Here is an 18,058-nt window from a genome sequence, read left to right as displayed (position 1 = left end):
GGCGGCTTCTTGGGGGCAGCTCCGCTTTTTTTATGCGGATGCTTGGCGTGTGGTTTCTGATTGGTTGTGTTGATGTCTTTTGTCTCTTCTGATTCGTCTGGCTGGTTGGAGCGCCCTCGCGCTGCCTGGCGTAGTGTGTCTCCATTGCTGTCGTCGATGCGTTTTGCTGTGGCGTTGCTAACCTTGATTTGCATTGCATCGGTGGTGGGCACGCTCATCAAGCAACACGAGCCTATGCCTAATTACATCAACCAGTTCGGGCCATTTTGGGCCGAGGTGTTTGACACCCTGAGCCTGTATAGCATTTACAGTTCCTGGTGGTTTTTGCTGATTTTGGGTTTTTTGGTACTCAGCACCGGTTTGTGTTTGTGGCGCAATACCCCTAAGTTCTTGCGCGATGCTCGCTCTTACAAAGAGCATATCCGTCTGCAAAGTTTGCGGGCTTTTGGCCACCGCTATGAAACCCATGTGGTGAACTCCAGTGACCAGGCTGCGTACCAAATGGTGCAGTCGTTGGCGCAACGTCTGCAGGCCCAAGGTTGGCAGTTCAAAGCCCAGCAGCGCGCAGGTGTAGAGCGAGAGACGCAAACTGCGGCTCACGGTGTGCCAAGCGGTTACTTGCTGGCGGCCAAAAAAGGTGGCCTCAACAAGTGGGGATATGTGGCTGCACACGGGGCCATCATCATGGTTTGTGTGGGGGGCTTGCTCGACAGCGATTTGGTGATCCGAGCGCAAACTCTGTTGGCTGGCAAGACGCCTTACCGTGGCGGCGGCTTTGTGGCCGATGTACCCCAGCAGCACCGTTTGCCACTGTGGAATCCTACTTACCGTGGTAATTTGGTAGTGGCGGAGAACACCCAATCGGGTACTGCCGTGCTGGCTCAAAAAGACGGAGTGTTGCTGCAGGATTTACCCTTTGCGGTGGAGCTCAAAAAATTCCAAGTGGACTACTACAGCACGGGCATGCCCAAGTTGTTTGCCAGTGACATCCTTATCCACGATGGTGGAAAAACCATTCCTGCCCGGGTGGAGGTGAATCATCCTTTCGACTACAACGGGGTACAGATTTACCAAAGCAGTTTTGAGGATGGCGGCTCTTCATTGCAGTTGCAGGCCATTCCTTTGGATGGGCGTAGCGCGCCGTTTGCGTTGCAAGGGCGGGTAGGTGCTAGTACGCGCGTCTCTGACGAGTTGACGGTGGAGTACACCGATCTGCGCGTTATCAATGTAGAGCGTTTGGGCGAAGATCCCAAGGCTGCCAATGACTCTCAGCATGCCATAGAGACGCTGCAGGATCAGTTGGGCGCTGCAAGCCGCAAAAGCGATAAGCAGTTGCGCAATCTGGGCCCCAGTGTGACTTACAAACTGCGTGATGGATTAGGCCAAGCACGGGAGTTTCAAAACTATATGGCCCCGGTGCAATTGGATGATGGCACCGTGCCGGTGTATTTGTTTGGCATGCGAACCTCAGAGCAGGAGGGTTTTCGCTATCTGCGTGTACCTACCGATGCTGCAGGCAGTATGGACAGTTTTTGGCGCTTGCATGCGGCCATAAATAACCCCGCTTTGCGTAGCCAAGCCGTGCAACGTTATGTGCACAAAGCACTGGAGAGCCAAAAAGCAAGCGTGCAAGCACAGCTTGGTGAATCGGCCAGCAAAGTGTTGGCCTTGTTTGCAGGGGAGGGTGCACCTGCCGGAACGGCTGGTTTGCAAGCGGTGTCGGACTTCATTGAACACAACGTGCCCCAGGCCGAGCGCAACAAAGCGGGTGATGTGTTGATTCGCATCCTTAACGGTGTGGTGTTTGAGCTGCAGCAGCTGGCACTGGAGAAAGCACACCAAGCAACCCTGCCTTTGGCAGATGAACGCACGCAGGCTTATATGACCCAAGCCGTTTTGGCTCTGAGTGATGTGCCGGTCTATCAAGCGCCGTTTGTACTGGTTCTGCAAGACTTTCAACAGGTGCAAGCCAGCGTGTTCCAAGTAACCCGCTCACCCGGCAAGTGGGTGGTATATATCGGTTGTGCACTGCTCATTGTCGGTGTGTTTGCCATGCTCTATGTGCGCGAGCGGCGTTTGTGGCTGTGGGCTGGGGCTGATGGGCAGGTTTTGCTGGCCTATTCCAGCAACCGCAAAACAATGGGGGCAGATCATGAGTTTGCCCATTGGGTCGAGGCTGTACAAGCCATGGAAGGAGTGCGAAATGCCTGATACTGAAATTGCTTTGAATCTGCCTGTGCAAGCGCGCCGGGGTCAGCGTTCCGTGCAGGATTGGTTGTTTGCGCTGGCGGTGTTGGCCTTGGCAGTTTGGGGCGGGGTGCACTACCACCGTGGAATGGATGGCTATGAGCTGGGTATTTTTTGTTTGAGTGCACCGGCTCTGGTCGCTTTGGGCTGGTTTTGGCGCCCTTTGCAGCAACTCCTGGTGCTGGTAGCTGTCTTCAGTGGGTTGGCTATTGCCTTGTATGGTGGGGACATTGCCAAAGCCGATACCGTGTTTGGGCTCAAGTATTTCCTCTCCAGCCAATCGGCCATTTTGTGGATGTGCTTGCTCTTTTTTGTAGCGACTTTGTTCTACTGGTCGGCGCTTTTCTTGGCTGAAAAAGGACTGGGCTTGTTCAAGACTGCGTCTTTCCTAGTTTGGTTGGCTGTCTTTATGGCGCTTGTGGGAACCATGGTGCGTTGGTATGAGAGCTACCTCATCGGTGCCGATATAGGCCATATCCCAGTTAGCAATTTGTACGAGGTCTTCGTACTTTTTTGCTGGATGACCGCCTTGTTCTATCTGTACTACGAAGCCCAGTACCGCAGCTACAGCTTGGGTGCGTTCGTCATGCTGGTGGTGAGTGCTGCGGTGGGCTTTTTGCTCTGGTACACCGTGGTACGTGGTGCGCAAGAGATTCAGCCTTTGGTGCCAGCTCTGCAGAGTTGGTGGATGAAATTGCATGTGCCTGCCAACTTCATCGGTTACGGTACGTTTGCCTTGGCATCAATGGTGGCGTTTGCCTATCTGATCAAGATCCAAGCCAGTGAGACGCGTTGGTGGCGTTTGCTGCCCTTGTGGCTGCTGGGGGTTGTTTTGTGTTTTGAGCCTGTGGTGTTTCGCAAAGGGGCCAGCATTGGCGTGTCAGCCTACTGGGCTGTCTATTTTGGAGTCGTTGCACTGGTGGTTGCGGGTGTGTTGGCAGGGCGTCGCACGATAGCAGATCGTTTGCCTGCGCTGGAGGTGCTCGATGACGTGATGTACAAGGCCATTTCGGTTGGTTTTGCATTTTTCACCATCGCCACCGTGCTGGGGGCGCTGTGGGCCGCCGAAGCGTGGGGCGGTTATTGGAGCTGGGATCCTAAGGAAACATGGGCGTTGATTGTGTGGCTCAACTACGCTGCATGGCTGCACATGCGCCTGATGCGCGGCTTGCGTGGCGTGGTGGCTGCTTGGTGGGCCTTGGTTGGTTTGGTGGTGACTACCTTTGCTTTTATTGGGGTCAATATGTTCCTATCTGGACTGCACAGCTACGGAACTCTGTAAGCTTTAGGGTTTCGTGCTGCTTTGCTGGCTGTTCTTTTGTGGCAGGTACAGCGCCCCGGTTTGCCCACAGGCACTGAGCAGGAGGGCAATCAGGGTTGCGCTGAGCAATAACAGTTTGTGCATACGGCGACCTTTGAGTTGTGGAGTGATGGAAATGACAGATACCGAATTTTGGGACAAAGCCGAGGCCTTGCTGCGCTCAGTAGAAACACAATGCGATGCATTGAGTGAAACCGTTGATGATCTGGACTTGGATGTGCAGCGCGTTGGCAATATGTTGACGGTGGTGTTTGCCAACCGTTCGCAAATCGTGATCAATTTACAACCACCATTGCATGAGGTCTGGATGGCTTCTAAAGCAGCAGGTCAGCATTTTCGCTGGGCAGATGGTGCATGGCATGACAGCAAGACGGGAGAGGCTTTTTTTGCCGCTTTGTCTGCGCAGGCCAGCCAGCAAAGTGGCCAAGCGCTGCGCTTTGCGTGATCAATTTTTGAACAGGTCGAGAATCTGTTTCTTCTCTTCGCCCGCAGCCGGGGTACCCGTGCCTGCTGGTGGACTCAAGGGGGCCGATGCTTTTTCGGCTCCTCCATCACCCAGTCCTAGACTGGTGACGCCTTGGCCTTGGGCATATTCGTCATAGAACCAATCTCCGTTGACATGCACCACGCCTTCTGGCACTGGAGGTTCACTGACGGGAATGCCCTTGATAGCTGTTTCCATGAAGCTGATCCACACCGGCAAACTCAAGCCGCCACCGGTCTCACGGTCACCGAGTTTGCGGGGAGTGTCATACCCAATCCAAGTTACTGCCGTGAGTTGAGGTTGGAAACCAGCAAACCACGCGTCCATAGAGTCGTTGGTTGTGCCTGTTTTTCCATATATGTCTGGGCGTTTCAGAGTGGCTTGGGCACGTGCCGCTGTACCGGAGCGGGCGACCTCTTGCAACAGCGATGACATGACAAAGGCATTGCGAGCGTCAATGGCACGCATGCTTTCATCCAAATCGGGTGGTGTGGTCGAGAGCAAGGTGCGTCCCCGCTGCTCGGTGATTTTGCTGATTAGCCATGGATTGATGCGGTAGCCACCGTTGGCAAACACAGAGTAAGCACTGGCCAATTGCATGGGGGTTACCGAGCCTGCACCCAGTGCCATCGTTAAGTAGGGAGGATGCTTCACTGGGTCAAAACCAAAACGTCCAATCCATTCTTGGGCGTACTGCGGAGTAATGGCATTGAGTACACGAATGGAAATCATGTTTTTCGATTTGGCCAAGCCTCGGCGGATGGTGATGGGGCCATCGTAAGTGCCATCGTAGTTTTTGGGATCCCAGCTATCACCGCCCGTGGTACCAGAGTCGAAATGGATGGGGGCGTCATTAACGATCGTGGCTGGGGCAAAGCCTTTTTCCAGCGCTGCGGAATAAATAAAGGGTTTGAAGCTTGAACCAGGTTGACGCCAAGCTTGTGTTACATGGTTGAACTTGTTTTTGGCAAAGTCAAAACCCCCTACCAAGGCTTTGATTGCGCCATTGCGGGGATCCATGGCTACAAAAGCACCTTCCACTTCTGGAAGTTGGGTTAGTTCCCAGCTGCCCTTGGGATTTTTTTGAATGCGTACGACCGCTCCAGGACGGAGTTTGATGTTGGCGGGTGCTTTGTCGCTGAGGCCTGAGGTGACAGGTTTCAAACCATCACCGGTGACCTCGATGGTTTCGGCATTTTGTCGAACCACTTTGACAAGCTTGCTGGATGCTTCCAGCACAACTGCCGACAAAATCTCTCCGTTGTCTGGGTGCTCGTCCAGTACATCATCAATCGCATCTTGGCGATCGTTCGGATTGTTCGGCAGATCGATGAATTTCTCAGGTCCTCGGTAAACTTGCCGACGCTCGTAATCCATGATGCCTTTTCGCAACGCTTTATAGGCAGCATTTTGATCTTGAGCCGATATGGTTGTGTAGACATCTAAACCGCGCGTGTAGGCTTCAGCTCCGTACTGGTCGATGATCATTTGCCGCACCATTTCAGCCACGTACTCTGCATGGACAGGACTACTTTGGGCGGATGTGCGAATGTGTAGTTCTTCTTTTTTTGCAGCAGTGGCTTGCTCGGAGGTGATAAAGCCATTTTCGAGCATTCGATCAATAATGTATTGCTGGCGAATACGTGCACGCTCAGGATTAACGATGGGATTGTATTTGGATGGAGCTTTAGGCAGTCCAGCCAGCATAGCTGCTTCGGCAATACTGATATTTTTTATTGATTTTCCAAAGTAATTTTCAGCTGCTGCAGAGAATCCATACGATTTATTTCCAAGATAAATCTGATTCATGTAAATTTCTAGAATCTGGTCTTTTGTTAAACTGTGTTCTAGCTTGAGTGTCAGCAGTATTTCGTAGAGTTTACGTGTGAGGGTTTTTTCAGAGGAAAGGTAGACGTTGCGTGCTACCTGCATGGTGATGGTGGATGCTCCTTGACTTTTCGCTTTGCCAATATTGGCTAAGCCCGCACGAACCATGCCTACATAGTCAACACCACCATGCTGAAAAAAACGGGCATCTTCCACAGCCAAAATGGCATCAATCATGCTTTGTGGCATTTCTTTGATGGGGGTGAAGCTGCGTCTTTCTTCGCCAAATTCGCCAATCAAATCACCTTCTGATGAGAATATCCGTAGCGGTAATTTGGGGTGGTATATCGATAGATCCGAAATATCTGGCAGATTTGGAAATGCCGTAGCCAATGCTATGGCCACCAAAACCACTGCTGCAACTACTGCTGCCACTGCGGAGGCACCAATGGCCAAGAGGCCGCGGAGCATCAATTGGGATGTGCTTTTTGCCGAGTCGTTGTTACGAGTAGCTGCTGGAGTGGGTTTGTTCATGTATGGAAATGAAGTTTGACGCGATTATAGAAATGGCCTCTGAAGCATTCGTGGGCTAAGTCCAACGCATGGGTGACAAGAGCTCAAAAATTTTGGTCTATCAACGATCTTGCTGCTAGTATTGAAGTAAGTTGTAAGCTTTTTTGTGGTCTTACAGGGGACTCATTTGACAACGCTTGGTTCTTTATTTAGTCGCAAATCGCCGCCACTCATAGGCTTGGATGTAAGCACATCAAGTGTGAAGTTGGTGGAGTTGGACAGTGATCGCTCCGGTCGCTTGGTGCTTGAGCGTTGTGCGTTGGAGCCCTTGGAGCGAGGATGTATCACCGATGGCAACATTGAAAAGTTCGATGATGTTGCCGATGCTATTCGACGAGTGGTGAAAAAAAGTGGCACCAAAGCCAAGAATGTGGCAATGGCTTTACCACCATCCGCAGTTATCACCAAAAAAATCATTTTGCCAAGTGGTCTTTCTGAAATCGAACTTGAGCAGCAAGTAGAAACAGAAGCTAATCAGTACATTCCATTCCCGTTGGATGAGGTTGCGCTTGATTTCTGCGTTGTAGGCCCTAGCAGTTCATCACCCGGTGATGAGGAAGTATTGATAGCTGCCTCTCGTAAAGAGAAGGTGCAAGATATCCAAGGTCTTGCAGAAGCTGCTGGTTTAACTCCGATGATTGTGGACATTGAATCCTATGCTTCTCGCCAGGCCACACAACGCCTCATAGAGGCCATGCCCGATCAAGGTAAAGGCAAAGTGGTGTCCTTGTTCGAAATTGGTGCTTACACCATCAGCATGCAAGTTCTGCGCGATGGGGATGTGCTGTATGAGCGCGATCAGGCTTTTGGTGGTGCGCAATTGACGCAGCAAATTATTCGCCAGTATGGTTTTTCACCAGAGGAAGCAGAAACAAAAAAACGTGCAGGTGATTTGCCTGACGATTTCGAGTCTGTAGTCCTTACTCCTTTTTTGGAGACATTGTCGCAAGAATTGGCGCGTGCCCTGCAGTTTTTCTTCACAAGTACACCTTTCAATAGAGTTGATCAAATTCTCTTGGGCGGTGGGTCTGCCTCTTTGGTTGGTCTGGCACAAGCTGTTAGTCAAAATACATCGTTTTCTTGTTCAGTTGTCAATCCTTTTGATGGTATGGAAGTGGGTAGTGCTGTTAGGTTGAAAAAAATGGCACGCGAAGCCTCTTCCTATTTGACTGCTTGTGGTTTGGCTCTGCGGAGGTTTGATAAGTGATACGAATAAATTTATTGCCTCATCGCGAAGCAGCTAAAAAGCGCCGCAAGGAATCATTCAATATTGCTATTCTTGTGGCTGCAATGGCAGGGGGTGTTTTTGCTGGTTTGATTCATTTAATGTATCAAGGAGCAATAGATGCACAAGAATCCGACAACACCTTGTTGACAAATGAAATTCAAAAACTTGATCAGCAGATAAAAGAAATTGCTGATATAGAGTCTGAGATTGCGGCACTTAAAGCTAGAAAACAAGCGGTTGAAGACTTGCAGGCAGATCGTAATATGCCAGTGCATTTGCTCACTGAGCTCGTGAAGCAGCTTCCTGATGGAATTTATATTACAAAACTTGCTCAGCAGGACAGGGTTATCACTATTAATGGCGTGGCTCAATCTAATGAGCGTGTATCGGAGTTGTTAAGAAATTTAACTTCAAAAACTCCATGGCTTAATAAGCCTGAATTGGTGGAAATTGTGGCTGGAACTGTCTCTGTTTCTCGTGAACAAAAACGTGTGGGTAATTTTGTTGTACGTGTAAGGCTGTCAAATCCAGCAGAGGCGGATGCTCAGCAGGCGCTCATTGCAAAGCAATCTGTACAGACCGAATCTCCCAAGCCCTGAGTATTTATGCAAATCAAAAATTTTAATATAGTGGCTATACAGGAAAAAGTGCGAGAGCAATTTGAGGACTTGAATCCTCAAGATCCTTCAGCATGGCCTGCATTGCCACGGTATGGATTGCTTGTGTTGATATCCTTTTGTGTGCTTTTACTCTTGTGGTTCTTGTGGATAACAGATTCTCGCGAGCAGTTGCAGCAAGCGCAAGACAAAGAAGTTGCTCTCAAAGAAGACTTCAAGAAAAAGTTGGTTAAAGCTATTAATCTGGATCTTCTAAAAAAACAACGTGAACAAGTACAGCAGTATGTTTTGCAGTTGGAAAAACAATTGCCCAGTAAAGCTGAAATGGATGCTTTGCTATCAGATATAAATCAAGCTGGATTGGGTAGAAGCTTGCAGTTTGAGTTGTTTCGTCCTGGGCAAGTAGTGGTTAGAGATTATTATGCTGAATTGCCAATTGCACTAAAAGTGACAGGAAGATATCACGATATAGGTTCATTCGCGTCTGATGTTGCCAATCTTTCGCGCATTGTTACTCTAAATGGTTTGGCAATATCCCAAAGCAAAGAGAATGTTCTTTCTTTTGAAGCCACTGCAAAAACGTATAGATACCTTGATCCTGATGAAATTCAGGCGCAAAAAAAGGCTGCAGGGGTAAAAAAATGACAAAGACTATGATTAATGGTTTTTGCTTAGCAATTCTGGCAGTTCTCCTTACCGGATGTGGTCTGACGTCAAATGATGATTTAAGAGCATGGATGGAAGCTGAGCGTAATCAAAGTCACCCAGCTGTACAGCCTATTCAAGAGCCTAAAAAATTTGTTGCCGAACCTTATGTTGTCGAGAATTTACCGGATCCATTCAATTCGGAAAAACTTACGGTTGCTTTGAAAAAAGCATCGGCTCAAATGGAATCTAATGCTGCTTTGGTGGCACCTGAGTTAAATAGGAGAAAAGAGCCTTTGGAATCCTATCCATTAGATACCATGGTAATGGTTGGGAGTGTTAATAAAGCTGGAAAACCAATTGCGCTCATCAATGTTGAGAAAAATTTGTACCAAGTAAGTGTTGGAAACTATCTTGGTCAAAATTATGGAAAAATAATAAAAATATCGGAAACACAAATTCGTTTGCGTGAAATTGTTCAAGATTCAACTGGCGAATGGATTGAGCGTGTAGCAACATTGGAGTTGCAGGAGAAAGTAAAATGAAATTGCTGTCGAACGTTGCTATGAACTCTCGAGTTTTTGCTGCATTTTTAATATATTTTTTAGGCGCTGCATTGGCGCATGCACAACCGGCTATTCAATCTATATCTACCTCCGTTCGTGATGGTTCCGATGTGGTTAAGGTCGAGGTGTCAGAGCCTATTGAAGTGGCTCCGGCAAGCTTCTCAGTTCAATCACCAGCTAGAGTGGTTTTGGATTTCCTTGGTTACATTAATGGAACAGGTAAAACTAGTACAGATGTTGCACAAGGCAATATGCGCTCGTTTGCGATAGTGCAGGCTTCTGATCGCACTAGGCTAGTGCTTAACTTGAAAAATTCAACCGGATATAGGACTGTTGTAGAAGGAAAAGTCGTATGGATTTATATGGATCCCATTTCTTCGACTACAAAAGTGCTGTCAACAAATTTTGCTGAGAATAAAAATAAGAACATTACCGAATTACAAGATGTTGATTTTCGGCGATCTGCTGATGGCTCTGGTCGTGTTGTTGTAAAGCTGCCTAATAATCAAGTTGGTGTCGATATTAGGCAAGAAGGGCGACAGTTAATCGTAGATTTTATGAAATCAAAAGTGCCAGATTCTCTAAAGAGAAAATTGGATGTATCTGATTTTGCTACGCCAGTTCGTTTTGTATCCGTTTCCCAAGTAGGAGATGTTGTGCGAGTGGTTGTTGAACCTCAAGGTGTATGGGAACACTCAGCTTATCAGAGCGATGAACAATTTGTATTGGAGGTCAAAGAGGTTAAAACCGATCCGCGTAAATTAACGCAAGGACCTGGTTATAATGGACAAAAACTATCTTTGAATTTTCAGAGTATTGAAATAAGATCGCTTTTGCAGGTTATTGCTGATTTCACCAACTTTAATATTATTACATCTGATTCTGTAACTGGTTCGGTTACTTTGAGATTGCAAGATGTGCCTTGGGATCAGGCTTTGGATATTATTTTGCAATCCAAAGGGTTGGGGATGCGAAAAAATGGCAATGTCTTATGGGTCGCTCCAAAAGATGAGATAGCTGCCAAAGAAAAATTGGAACTTGAAAATGTTGTGGCGGTTCAAAGTCTAGAACCGTTGCGTACACAATCATTTCAAATTAATTATGCAAAAGCAGCCGACATTGCCGCAGGTCTCATTGGTTCGGGTTCTGGGAGTGCGGCTGGTGCAAGTAGAATATTAACTACTCGCGGTAGTGTTATTTTTGAAACAAGAACAAATCAACTTTTTGTTACCGATATACCAAGTAAATTGGAGCAGGTTCAGCAATTGATTTCGAAGATTGATATCGCTGTGCGGCAGGTTCTGATTGAAGCGCGTATTGTGGAGGCTTCGGATACATTTGGTAAGTCCTTGGGGGCTCGCTTGGGTGGCGGTAGTTCGAATTCTGCTGGCTCAATTGGAACTTACTCATCATCGTCGAGTGGCCTAAGTGCTGGCTCTTTCGTTAGTTTGGCTGCCACTGGTACATCGTCGTCAAGCAGTGTTGGTACCCTTGCACTCTCAATATTCGGTGCTGGCTCTGACTCCATTTTGAATTTGGAAATCTCCGCATTGGAATCCGATGGAAAAGGCAAAGTTGTTTCTAATCCACGTGTGATTACGGCTGATCAGGTAAAGGCTTTAATCGAGCAAGGTACCGAACTTCCTTATCAAGTTGCATCTTCCAGTGGAGCAACATCGATAGCTTTCCGAAAAGCCAATCTTAAATTGGAAGTAACTCCACAAATCACCCCGGAAGGTAATATTATTTTGACTTTGGATGTGACGAAAGATAGTGTTGGACAGTCAACATCTGCAGGTTTTGCAATTGATACTAAGCATATCCAAACACAAGTACTAGTGGAAAATGGTGGTACGGTAGTGATTGGCGGTATTTATACCGAAGAAGTAACTGACCAAGTGAATAAAATTCCTTTCTTTGGCGATTTGCCTGGTATTGGTGTATTGTTCCGCAATACATCTAAGGCATCGACAAAGAAAGAATTGTTGGTTTTCATTACGCCTAAGGTTTTGTCAGAGAAGGCTTTAGCCCGCTGAGTTGTTTGTGGAGTTGAGAAAACCTATAGCTTTAGTGGGTTTGCCTGGAGCAGGAAAGTCCACTCTCGGCAAATTGCTGTCTAAAAAGCTCAATACAACTTTCATTGATACCGATGCTGTCATTGAAAGCAAAATTGGTACATCTATCCGGGAATACTTCGCCTTGCATGGTGAAGATGTTTTTCGTGCCATAGAGGCAGACGTACTTGCGCAACTTGTAGCAAATCCCGTTGCTAGTATTTTGGCGACAGGTGGCGGCATCGTTTTGCGTGATGCTAATCGTTTGGTTTTGAAAAAGCACACTACGGCTGTGTATTTGCGTAGCACGGCTACAGATTTGTATGCACGGCTAAAGCATGACACGGTACGTCCATTGCTTCAGGTAGACGATCCTCATGCGAGGCTTCAGGAGCTGTTCGTGCAACGTGATCCGTTGTACCGTGAAGTAGCTACTTTTACTGTAGATACCGCACGTACTACAGTGAGTGCACTAGTGAATAAAATCGTGATGCAGCTTGAGCTAGCACCGCAGTGCTAGCAGCTCTCATCGACTTTTATTTTTATGCCTACTACCCTCCATGCTACGGTACACATACCGTTGCCAGACCGCAGCTATCCCATTTGCATTGGCGCAGGTTTGCTGACCAATATTGAGTTTTTGCAAGCGACTGTGAAAGGCACTCAAGCAGTGATCGTTACCAATGTGACTGTATCGCCACTTTATGCCGCAACATTACGCAAAACATTGCAAGATCGATTCTCACAAGTTCAACTGGTTGAGTTACCTGACGGTGAGTCTTATAAAACGTGGGAAACTTTGCAGAGCATATTTGATGCGCTGTTGACTTGGGGTTGTGATCGAAAAACCGTGATCTTTGCCTTGGGTGGTGGAGTAGTGGGGGACATGGCTGGATTTGCAGCTGCGTGTTTTATGCGTGGTGTGCCTTTCGTCCAGGTTCCTACGACCTTGTTAGCGCAAGTTGATTCTTCTGTAGGGGGGAAAACGGGTATCAATCACCCTGCAGGTAAAAACATGATTGGTGCTTTTTACCAACCCTTGCAGGTGATATGCGATATGGACACCCTGCGTACACTGCCTGATCGGGAGTTGAAAGCCGGCCTGGCTGAAGTTATCAAATACGGGCCTATTTACGACGCGGGGTTTTTTGCATGGTTAGAGCAAAACATGCAGGCATTGCTGCGGCGTGATGTACAAGCTTTGGCATGGGCCATACAGCGCTCGTGTGAAATCAAGGCAGAAGTTGTAGGCCAAGATGAAAAAGAATCTGGTTTGCGCGCTATTTTGAATTATGGCCACACTTTTGGGCATGCGATAGAGGCAGGTTTGGGTTTTGGTGCATGGTTGCACGGTGAAGCTGTTGCTGCCGGCATGGTGGTGGCTGCCCAGCTTTCGCACAACCTGGGATACATCTCGCTAGCAGATGTGCAACGAATTCGCAGTTTGGTGGTGCAAGCTGATTTGCCAGTACATTTGCCAGTGCTTAGCAAGCAGAACAACCCTGCCCAATACCTCAAATGGATGCGTTTGGATAAGAAGTCTGAAGCTGGACGTATCCATTTCATTTTGATCCGTGAAATGGGGCGTGCGGTAATTGAGCCTGTAGATGACAGTGCGGTCATTCAAGCGATTGAACAATGCACAGCAGTGTGATGCTTGCACTCTGCGCCAGTGACCCAGGCCGTAGTAGAGGGCGTCGATTCGCAGAGGAGCAAGCCCCTACACGCAACGCGTTTCAACGTGACCGGGATCGGATTGTGCACTCCACAGCATTTCGGCGTTTGGTTTACAAGACCCAAGTGTTTGCCAATCACGAAGGCGATTTGTTTCGCTCCCGCTTGACCCATTCCCTTGAGGTCGCTCAGCTAGGGCGCTCGATTGCCCGAACCTTGCAGGTCAATGAGGATTTGGTGGAGGCAGTTGCTTTGGCACATGATCTTGGGCACACGCCTTTTGGACATGCTGGGCAGCGTGCTTTGAATGAATGCATGGTCGATTTTGGCGGGTTTGAGCACAACTACCAAAGTTTGCGTGTAGTTGATAGCTTGGAGCAGCGCTATCCACAGTTCAATGGTTTGAACTTGTGTTTCGAAACGCGTGAAGGCATATTGAAGCATTGCAATCGCGAGCGTGCTGCAGCAATTGAAGCCGATGAACCCCGATACAGCGATGGTGCGGGCGGCATAGGACAACGTTTCTTGCAGGGAACGCAACCTAGCCTAGAAGCGCAGTTATGCAATTTGGCGGATGAAATTGCCTACAACACACACGATATAGACGATGGCATTCGCTCGGGCCTTATTGATCTGGCGGGTTTACGCTCTGTGCCTTGGATTGATGTTTTGTGCGAAAAAATACTGCAACAACACCCCCAGTTGTCTGCACCTCAGCAGCAGCGCCGATTGGTCTATGAACTGGTGCGTGTGCTGCTAAGCACCATGGTTTATGACGTCATAGAAGCTACCCAGCATGCTTTGCGTTCCACTGGAGTGCAGTCTGTCAATGATGTGCGAGCTTGTGAGCGTCCGCTGGCATGCTTTTCGCCTGATATTCGCAGTGCATCACGCCATTTGAAGGCCTATCTGTTTGCGCAGTTGTATCGTCATCCCAAGGTCGTGGCCACTATGGATGCCGCCGAAAAAGTCATTCATAAATTGTTTGCCAGTTACGTGGACAAGCCAGAAGAAATGAAAGGCAGTTTGGCTGATGAGCGCCCTTGGGAACACGATGGCTTGCTACAACGCCACGTGGCTGACTACATTGCCGGCATGACAGATCGATTCGCGGCGCGTGAGCATGAACGGTTGACGGGTCAGCGCGTGTTTGCTGGCTTGGAGATAGTGTGATGGTGCTGCGTCCTGAGCACCACAGCACCGCCGTGCTGATTGACACACGGCGCTGGCTAGAGAAAGCTGTCATTGGTCTCAATCTATGTCCTTTTGCCAAGGCCGTGTATGTCAAAAACCAAGTTCATCTAGCCCTTGGGTGGTGGACGCACGCGGCTGATGTGCTTGAGCAGCTTGAGTCGGAGTTATTGGCCTTGCAGGCCTTGCCTGCTGCAGAGCGCGACACAACCGTGCTTGTGCTGCCTAATTTCATGCCGGATTTCTTGGATTTCAATGACTTTCTCTGCCCTGCGGAGCGTGTGCTCAAGCAGTGCAAGTTGCAGGGGGAAATACAGATTGCACATTTTCATCCCCAGTTTGAATTCGCTGGGGAAAATCCACATGGCATGAGCCATTACACCAATCGTGCGCCGTATCCAATGCTGCATCTGATACGCGAAGCCAGCATCGAAAAAGCACTCGCATCGTTTCCAGACCCCGATAGTATTTACGAGCGCAATATCCAGACATTGGAAAAAATGGGTCCTGAAGGGTGGGCTGCATTGGGTGTAGGCCGGCATGTATGAAAAATAAATCAACCTCCAAATCCAAGACGGATTCCAATACGACTGCGTTGCCTGAGGAAGTGCGCCCAGGCCAATCACTCGAGTTGCTCAAAGAATTGCACATCCTCACGCGCGAAGGCCGTACCAATCAAGACACGCGTCGCAAACTCAAGCAGGTTTACCACCTTTACCAATTTATTGAAAAGATACTCATTGAGCTTTCTGCTGAGCGCTCAGCCGTGCTGCTTGCTGATCACGGTGCGGGTAAGTCCTATTTGGGTTTTATTTTGTACGACTTGTTTGCCAAAGACCATCCAGCAGTGCGGGTCTATGGCATAGAAAGCCGGGCTGAATTGGTGCAAAAATCCACCGAGCTGGCACAGCGATTGGGTTTTGAGCGGATGCACTTTGTCAATGAGCGGGTTGCCGATGCCACGCGTGACAGCGCATTGCCAGGGCGTTTTGACATAGTGACCGCCCTGCATGCGTGCGATACGGCAACAGACGATGCCATTGAATTTGGTTTGCACAAGCAAAGCCAAGCCATGGTGCTGGTACCGTGCTGTCAAGCTGAGGTGGCCCGTGGTTTGAACCAATCCAAAGCCTTGAGTTTGGCCCGCACACCTCTGGCTGAGTTGTGGCGCCATCCTATACATACCCGCGAGGTTGGCAGTCAACTAACCAACGTCATGCGCTGTTTATATCTGGAGGCCAACGGATACCAAGTTACCGTGACCGAATTGGTGGGTTGGGAACATAGTATGAAAAATGAACTCATAGTGGCACGCTACACCGGTCAAGCCAAGCGATCTGCAGCACGGCGATTGCACGCCATCGCACAGGAATTTGGTATCGCCGATATAGTGCGACAACGTTTTGCCCGCCTGCCTTGGGATCAGTTGGCCATGGCAGGAAACATTAATTTGCAAGGAGAAATACCATGAACCGAACCCTGCGCTACGGCGCAAGTTGCCTTTTGGTCGCCATGCTGGCGGCATGCGCTAGCAGCAGCCCTGACGTGATTCAACGTTCGGATACGCAGCGACTCTCGCAGGTCCAAGATGCTACCGTTTTGTCAGTCCGTGAAGTGACGGTGGATGGAAGCCAGTCCGGAGCTGGTGCCGCTGTGGGTGGTGTCGTGGGTGCAATTGGTGGCTATTCAGGCAGCGGCGTACAGCGCGAAGCACAGGTACTGGGCATCTTGGCAGGTGTTGCAGGTGCTGCTGCAGGCAATGCAATTGAGCGTTTATCAACCAAAGAAACGGCCTTGGAAATCATTTTGCAACTCAAAGGTGGAGAGCGCCGCTCCATTGTGCAAGCCAAAGGCAGCGAAACCTTCGCCCCGGGTGATGCTGTCATCATGGTCACGACAGGTGGCAAAGTGCGCGTTAGCAAGGCACCCAAGCAGTAAGCACTCTGAATTACTGACCCACATCAAACAGACTCTGCAGCCTTGTTTTCATAATTTCAGGGACAGAGTCTGTGCCGCCAAGGTGGCATTGTGCAGGCTCATTGGGGATCTGCCATGCCAGTGGAATTATTCAAATCCGAGCAGCACCGCTGCATCATGTTCACCGATTTGGTGGCAGATGAGCACGAGGCGGTGCAAGCCAATCAGTTCTTGATCGTGGACGACGGGGAAGGGGTGATCCTTGATCCGGGTGGCAACATGACCTACAACGAGCTGAGCGTCACCATGCGCCAGTACATGGCACCGCACAAGCTGGATTACATTCTCGCGTCCCACGCCGATCCCGACATCATTGCCTCATTGGATAGATGGATGACATCGAGTCAAGCCAAGCTGGTCATTTCATCCCTCTGGGCGCGGTTTGCCCCCCATTTCTGCAAGATCGGAAAAACCGAAGATCGGATTGTTTCTGTGCCCGACGAAGGGGGACGTTTGCGCTTTGGTCGTTGCGAATTGCTCATTTTGCCTGCGCACTTTATGCATTCAGAAGGCAATTTCCATTTCTACGATCCCACCAGCAAAATTCTGTTTACCGGTGACTTGGGTGTATCCCTTTTATCGGGGGCGCAAGCTGCTCAAGCATTGACCACGCTGTCCCCGTTGCCACCCGGCATGGAGCGCTTTCACCGCCGCTACATGGTTAGCAACAAAATTCTGCGTTTGTGGGTGCGCATGGTGCGCGATCTCGACATCAGCATGATTGCACCGCAGCATGGAGCCCCATTGGTGGGAGCGGCTATCCCTGAACTGTTAGAGTGGCTGGAGCAATTGGCATGTGGCATCGACTTGGTCGGCTCGACCCAATACCAGCTGCCCAAGAATCGTTTGCTTTGAGGAAATATCCATGGCGCGTTTGCCGCGTTTGAATGTACCAGGACAGGTACACCACGTCATATTGCGGGCGTTGCAGCCCTTGTTGATCGCGCAAGACGATGCGGACTTTGAATTTCTGCATGGATTGTTGGTTCAGCATGCACCGCGTTTGGGTGTCCAGTTGCATGCCTATGTGCTGCTCAATAACCAATACCAGTTGGTCTTAACTCCCCAACAGGCCACCAGCTTGCCTGGATTTATGCAGGCGATCGGTCGTGACTATGTGCGCTATTACAACCAACGCTATGGCCGCAGCGGCACTTTGTGGGATGGGCGTTACCGCTGCACGATTGTGGAGTCTGCAGCTTGGATTATGGATTGCTTGGTCAGTGTAGCGTGGGCACCTGTGTATGACCAACAGGCCACTAGCCCGGAAGCGTACCTGTGGAGCAGTTATCGCTACTACGCGGGTACAGCTGTTGACAAGGCGTTGACGCCACCCAGCGCATATTGGGCGCTGGGCAATACGCCATTTGCTCGGGAGGCTGCGTTCCAAGAATTGGTGCAAAAAGACTTGAGCCGTGAACGCCGGACTTGCTTGGAACAAGCTGTTTGGGGAGGTTGGGCGCTGGGGTCGGAAGATTTTTTGCATACCCTGCAGCTCCACACGCAGCGGCGAATTAGCCAGAGAAAGCCTGGTCGCCCGCGTGCAACTGCTTGATTTTCCATATTTTTGATATGTCCCTTATTTATATTGGGTTGTTTTCTTGTCTTAATAAATAAGGGACGTACACCAATTAAAAATCTTGTTGTGCATAAG

Annotated in this window: 18 protein-coding genes; 16 read left to right on the top strand and 2 right to left on the bottom strand. The window is 49.3% G+C overall.

Annotated elements, in window-relative coordinates:
* Positions 1-72 precede the first annotated feature (72 nt).
* Positions 73-2,211, top strand: coding sequence for a cytochrome c biogenesis protein ResB (locus KIK84_RS03930; RefSeq protein WP_214121695.1), 2,139 nt, complete (start codon positions 73-75; stop codon positions 2,209-2,211).
* The gene (gene ccsB, locus KIK84_RS03925; protein ID WP_214121694.1) at positions 2,204-3,529 is read left to right on the top strand and encodes a c-type cytochrome biogenesis protein CcsB; all 1,326 of its coding nucleotides are present in this window, start codon (positions 2,204-2,206) and stop codon (positions 3,527-3,529) included. Before KIK84_RS03930 ends, ccsB begins: the two co-directional genes overlap by 8 nt.
* 3 nt (positions 3,530-3,532) lie before the next feature.
* On the opposite strand, the gene lptM is transcribed toward ccsB, so the two are convergent.
* The gene (gene lptM, locus KIK84_RS03920; RefSeq protein ID WP_214121693.1) at positions 3,533-3,652 is read right to left on the bottom strand and encodes an LPS translocon maturation chaperone LptM; all 120 of its coding nucleotides are present in this window, start codon (positions 3,650-3,652) and stop codon (positions 3,533-3,535) included.
* Between the two features lie 31 nt (positions 3,653-3,683).
* Between lptM and cyaY the strand changes: the two genes are divergently transcribed.
* Positions 3,684-4,013 (top strand): iron donor protein CyaY, encoded by a 330-nt coding sequence (cyaY, locus tag KIK84_RS03915; RefSeq protein WP_214121692.1) that lies wholly within the window; start codon positions 3,684-3,686, stop codon positions 4,011-4,013.
* On the opposite strand, the gene KIK84_RS03910 is transcribed toward cyaY, so the two are convergent.
* Positions 4,014-6,413, bottom strand: a complete 2,400-nt coding sequence (locus tag KIK84_RS03910) for a penicillin-binding protein 1A (RefSeq protein WP_214121691.1) — start codon at positions 6,411-6,413, stop codon at positions 4,014-4,016.
* 166 nt (positions 6,414-6,579) lie between these two features.
* On the opposite strand from KIK84_RS03910, the gene KIK84_RS03905 reads away from it, so the two are divergent.
* The 13 genes from KIK84_RS03905 (at position 6,580) to KIK84_RS03850 (ending at position 17,959) form a co-directional block, all read left to right on the top strand.
* Positions 6,580-7,659: a pilus assembly protein PilM gene (locus KIK84_RS03905; protein ID WP_214121690.1), complete on the top strand. Its 1,080-nt coding sequence runs from the start codon at positions 6,580-6,582 to the stop codon at positions 7,657-7,659.
* Complete coding sequence (locus tag KIK84_RS03900) at positions 7,656-8,279, top strand: PilN domain-containing protein (RefSeq protein ID WP_214121689.1); 624 nt, start codon at positions 7,656-7,658, stop codon at positions 8,277-8,279. The genes KIK84_RS03905 and KIK84_RS03900 overlap by 4 nt, the downstream gene beginning before the upstream one ends.
* A 6-nt stretch (positions 8,280-8,285) precedes the next feature.
* Positions 8,286-8,942 (top strand): type IV pilus inner membrane component PilO, encoded by a 657-nt coding sequence (locus KIK84_RS03895; protein ID WP_214121688.1) that lies wholly within the window; start codon positions 8,286-8,288, stop codon positions 8,940-8,942.
* Positions 8,939-9,487 (top strand): pilus assembly protein PilP, encoded by a 549-nt coding sequence (locus tag KIK84_RS03890; RefSeq protein WP_214121687.1) that lies wholly within the window; start codon positions 8,939-8,941, stop codon positions 9,485-9,487. The genes KIK84_RS03895 and KIK84_RS03890 overlap by 4 nt, the downstream gene beginning before the upstream one ends.
* On the top strand, positions 9,484-11,544 hold the full coding sequence (locus KIK84_RS03885) for a type IV pilus secretin PilQ (RefSeq protein ID WP_214121686.1): 2,061 nt from the start codon (positions 9,484-9,486) through the stop codon (positions 11,542-11,544). The genes KIK84_RS03890 and KIK84_RS03885 overlap by 4 nt, the downstream gene beginning before the upstream one ends.
* Before the next feature lie 7 nt (positions 11,545-11,551).
* Positions 11,552-12,082 (top strand): shikimate kinase, encoded by a 531-nt coding sequence (locus KIK84_RS16530; protein WP_349815898.1) that lies wholly within the window; start codon positions 11,552-11,554, stop codon positions 12,080-12,082.
* 24 nt (positions 12,083-12,106) lie between these two features.
* Positions 12,107-13,216, top strand: a complete 1,110-nt coding sequence (gene aroB, locus KIK84_RS03880) for a 3-dehydroquinate synthase (protein ID WP_250207750.1) — start codon at positions 12,107-12,109, stop codon at positions 13,214-13,216.
* Complete coding sequence (locus KIK84_RS03875; RefSeq protein ID WP_502757537.1) at positions 13,201-14,409, top strand: deoxyguanosinetriphosphate triphosphohydrolase; 1,209 nt, start codon at positions 13,201-13,203, stop codon at positions 14,407-14,409. Before aroB ends, KIK84_RS03875 begins: the two co-directional genes overlap by 16 nt.
* Entirely contained in the window at positions 14,409-14,975 is a 567-nt protein-coding gene (locus KIK84_RS03870; RefSeq protein ID WP_214121684.1) for a DUF1415 domain-containing protein, read from the top strand. Before KIK84_RS03875 ends, KIK84_RS03870 begins: the two co-directional genes overlap by 1 nt.
* A complete protein-coding gene (locus KIK84_RS03865; RefSeq protein ID WP_214121683.1) occupies positions 14,972-15,898 on the top strand; it encodes a class I SAM-dependent methyltransferase in 927 nt (308 codons plus the stop codon). Before KIK84_RS03870 ends, KIK84_RS03865 begins: the two co-directional genes overlap by 4 nt.
* Positions 15,895-16,365: an outer membrane lipoprotein gene (locus tag KIK84_RS03860; RefSeq protein WP_214121682.1), complete on the top strand. Its 471-nt coding sequence runs from the start codon at positions 15,895-15,897 to the stop codon at positions 16,363-16,365. The genes KIK84_RS03865 and KIK84_RS03860 overlap by 4 nt, the downstream gene beginning before the upstream one ends.
* A gap of 114 nt (positions 16,366-16,479) precedes the next feature.
* Positions 16,480-17,259: an oxygen-binding di-iron domain-containing protein gene (locus KIK84_RS03855; protein ID WP_214121681.1), complete on the top strand. Its 780-nt coding sequence runs from the start codon at positions 16,480-16,482 to the stop codon at positions 17,257-17,259.
* A gap of 10 nt (positions 17,260-17,269) precedes the next feature.
* Positions 17,270-17,959: a transposase gene (locus KIK84_RS03850; RefSeq protein ID WP_214121680.1), complete on the top strand. Its 690-nt coding sequence runs from the start codon at positions 17,270-17,272 to the stop codon at positions 17,957-17,959.
* Positions 17,960-18,058: the final 99 nt, after the last annotated feature.

The sequence above is a fragment of the Curvibacter sp. CHRR-16 genome (genome assembly GCF_018474005.1).
Classification (GTDB): domain Bacteria; phylum Pseudomonadota; class Gammaproteobacteria; order Burkholderiales; family Burkholderiaceae_C; genus Allorhodoferax.
This window is presented reverse-complemented; position numbering and strand designations above follow the sequence as displayed.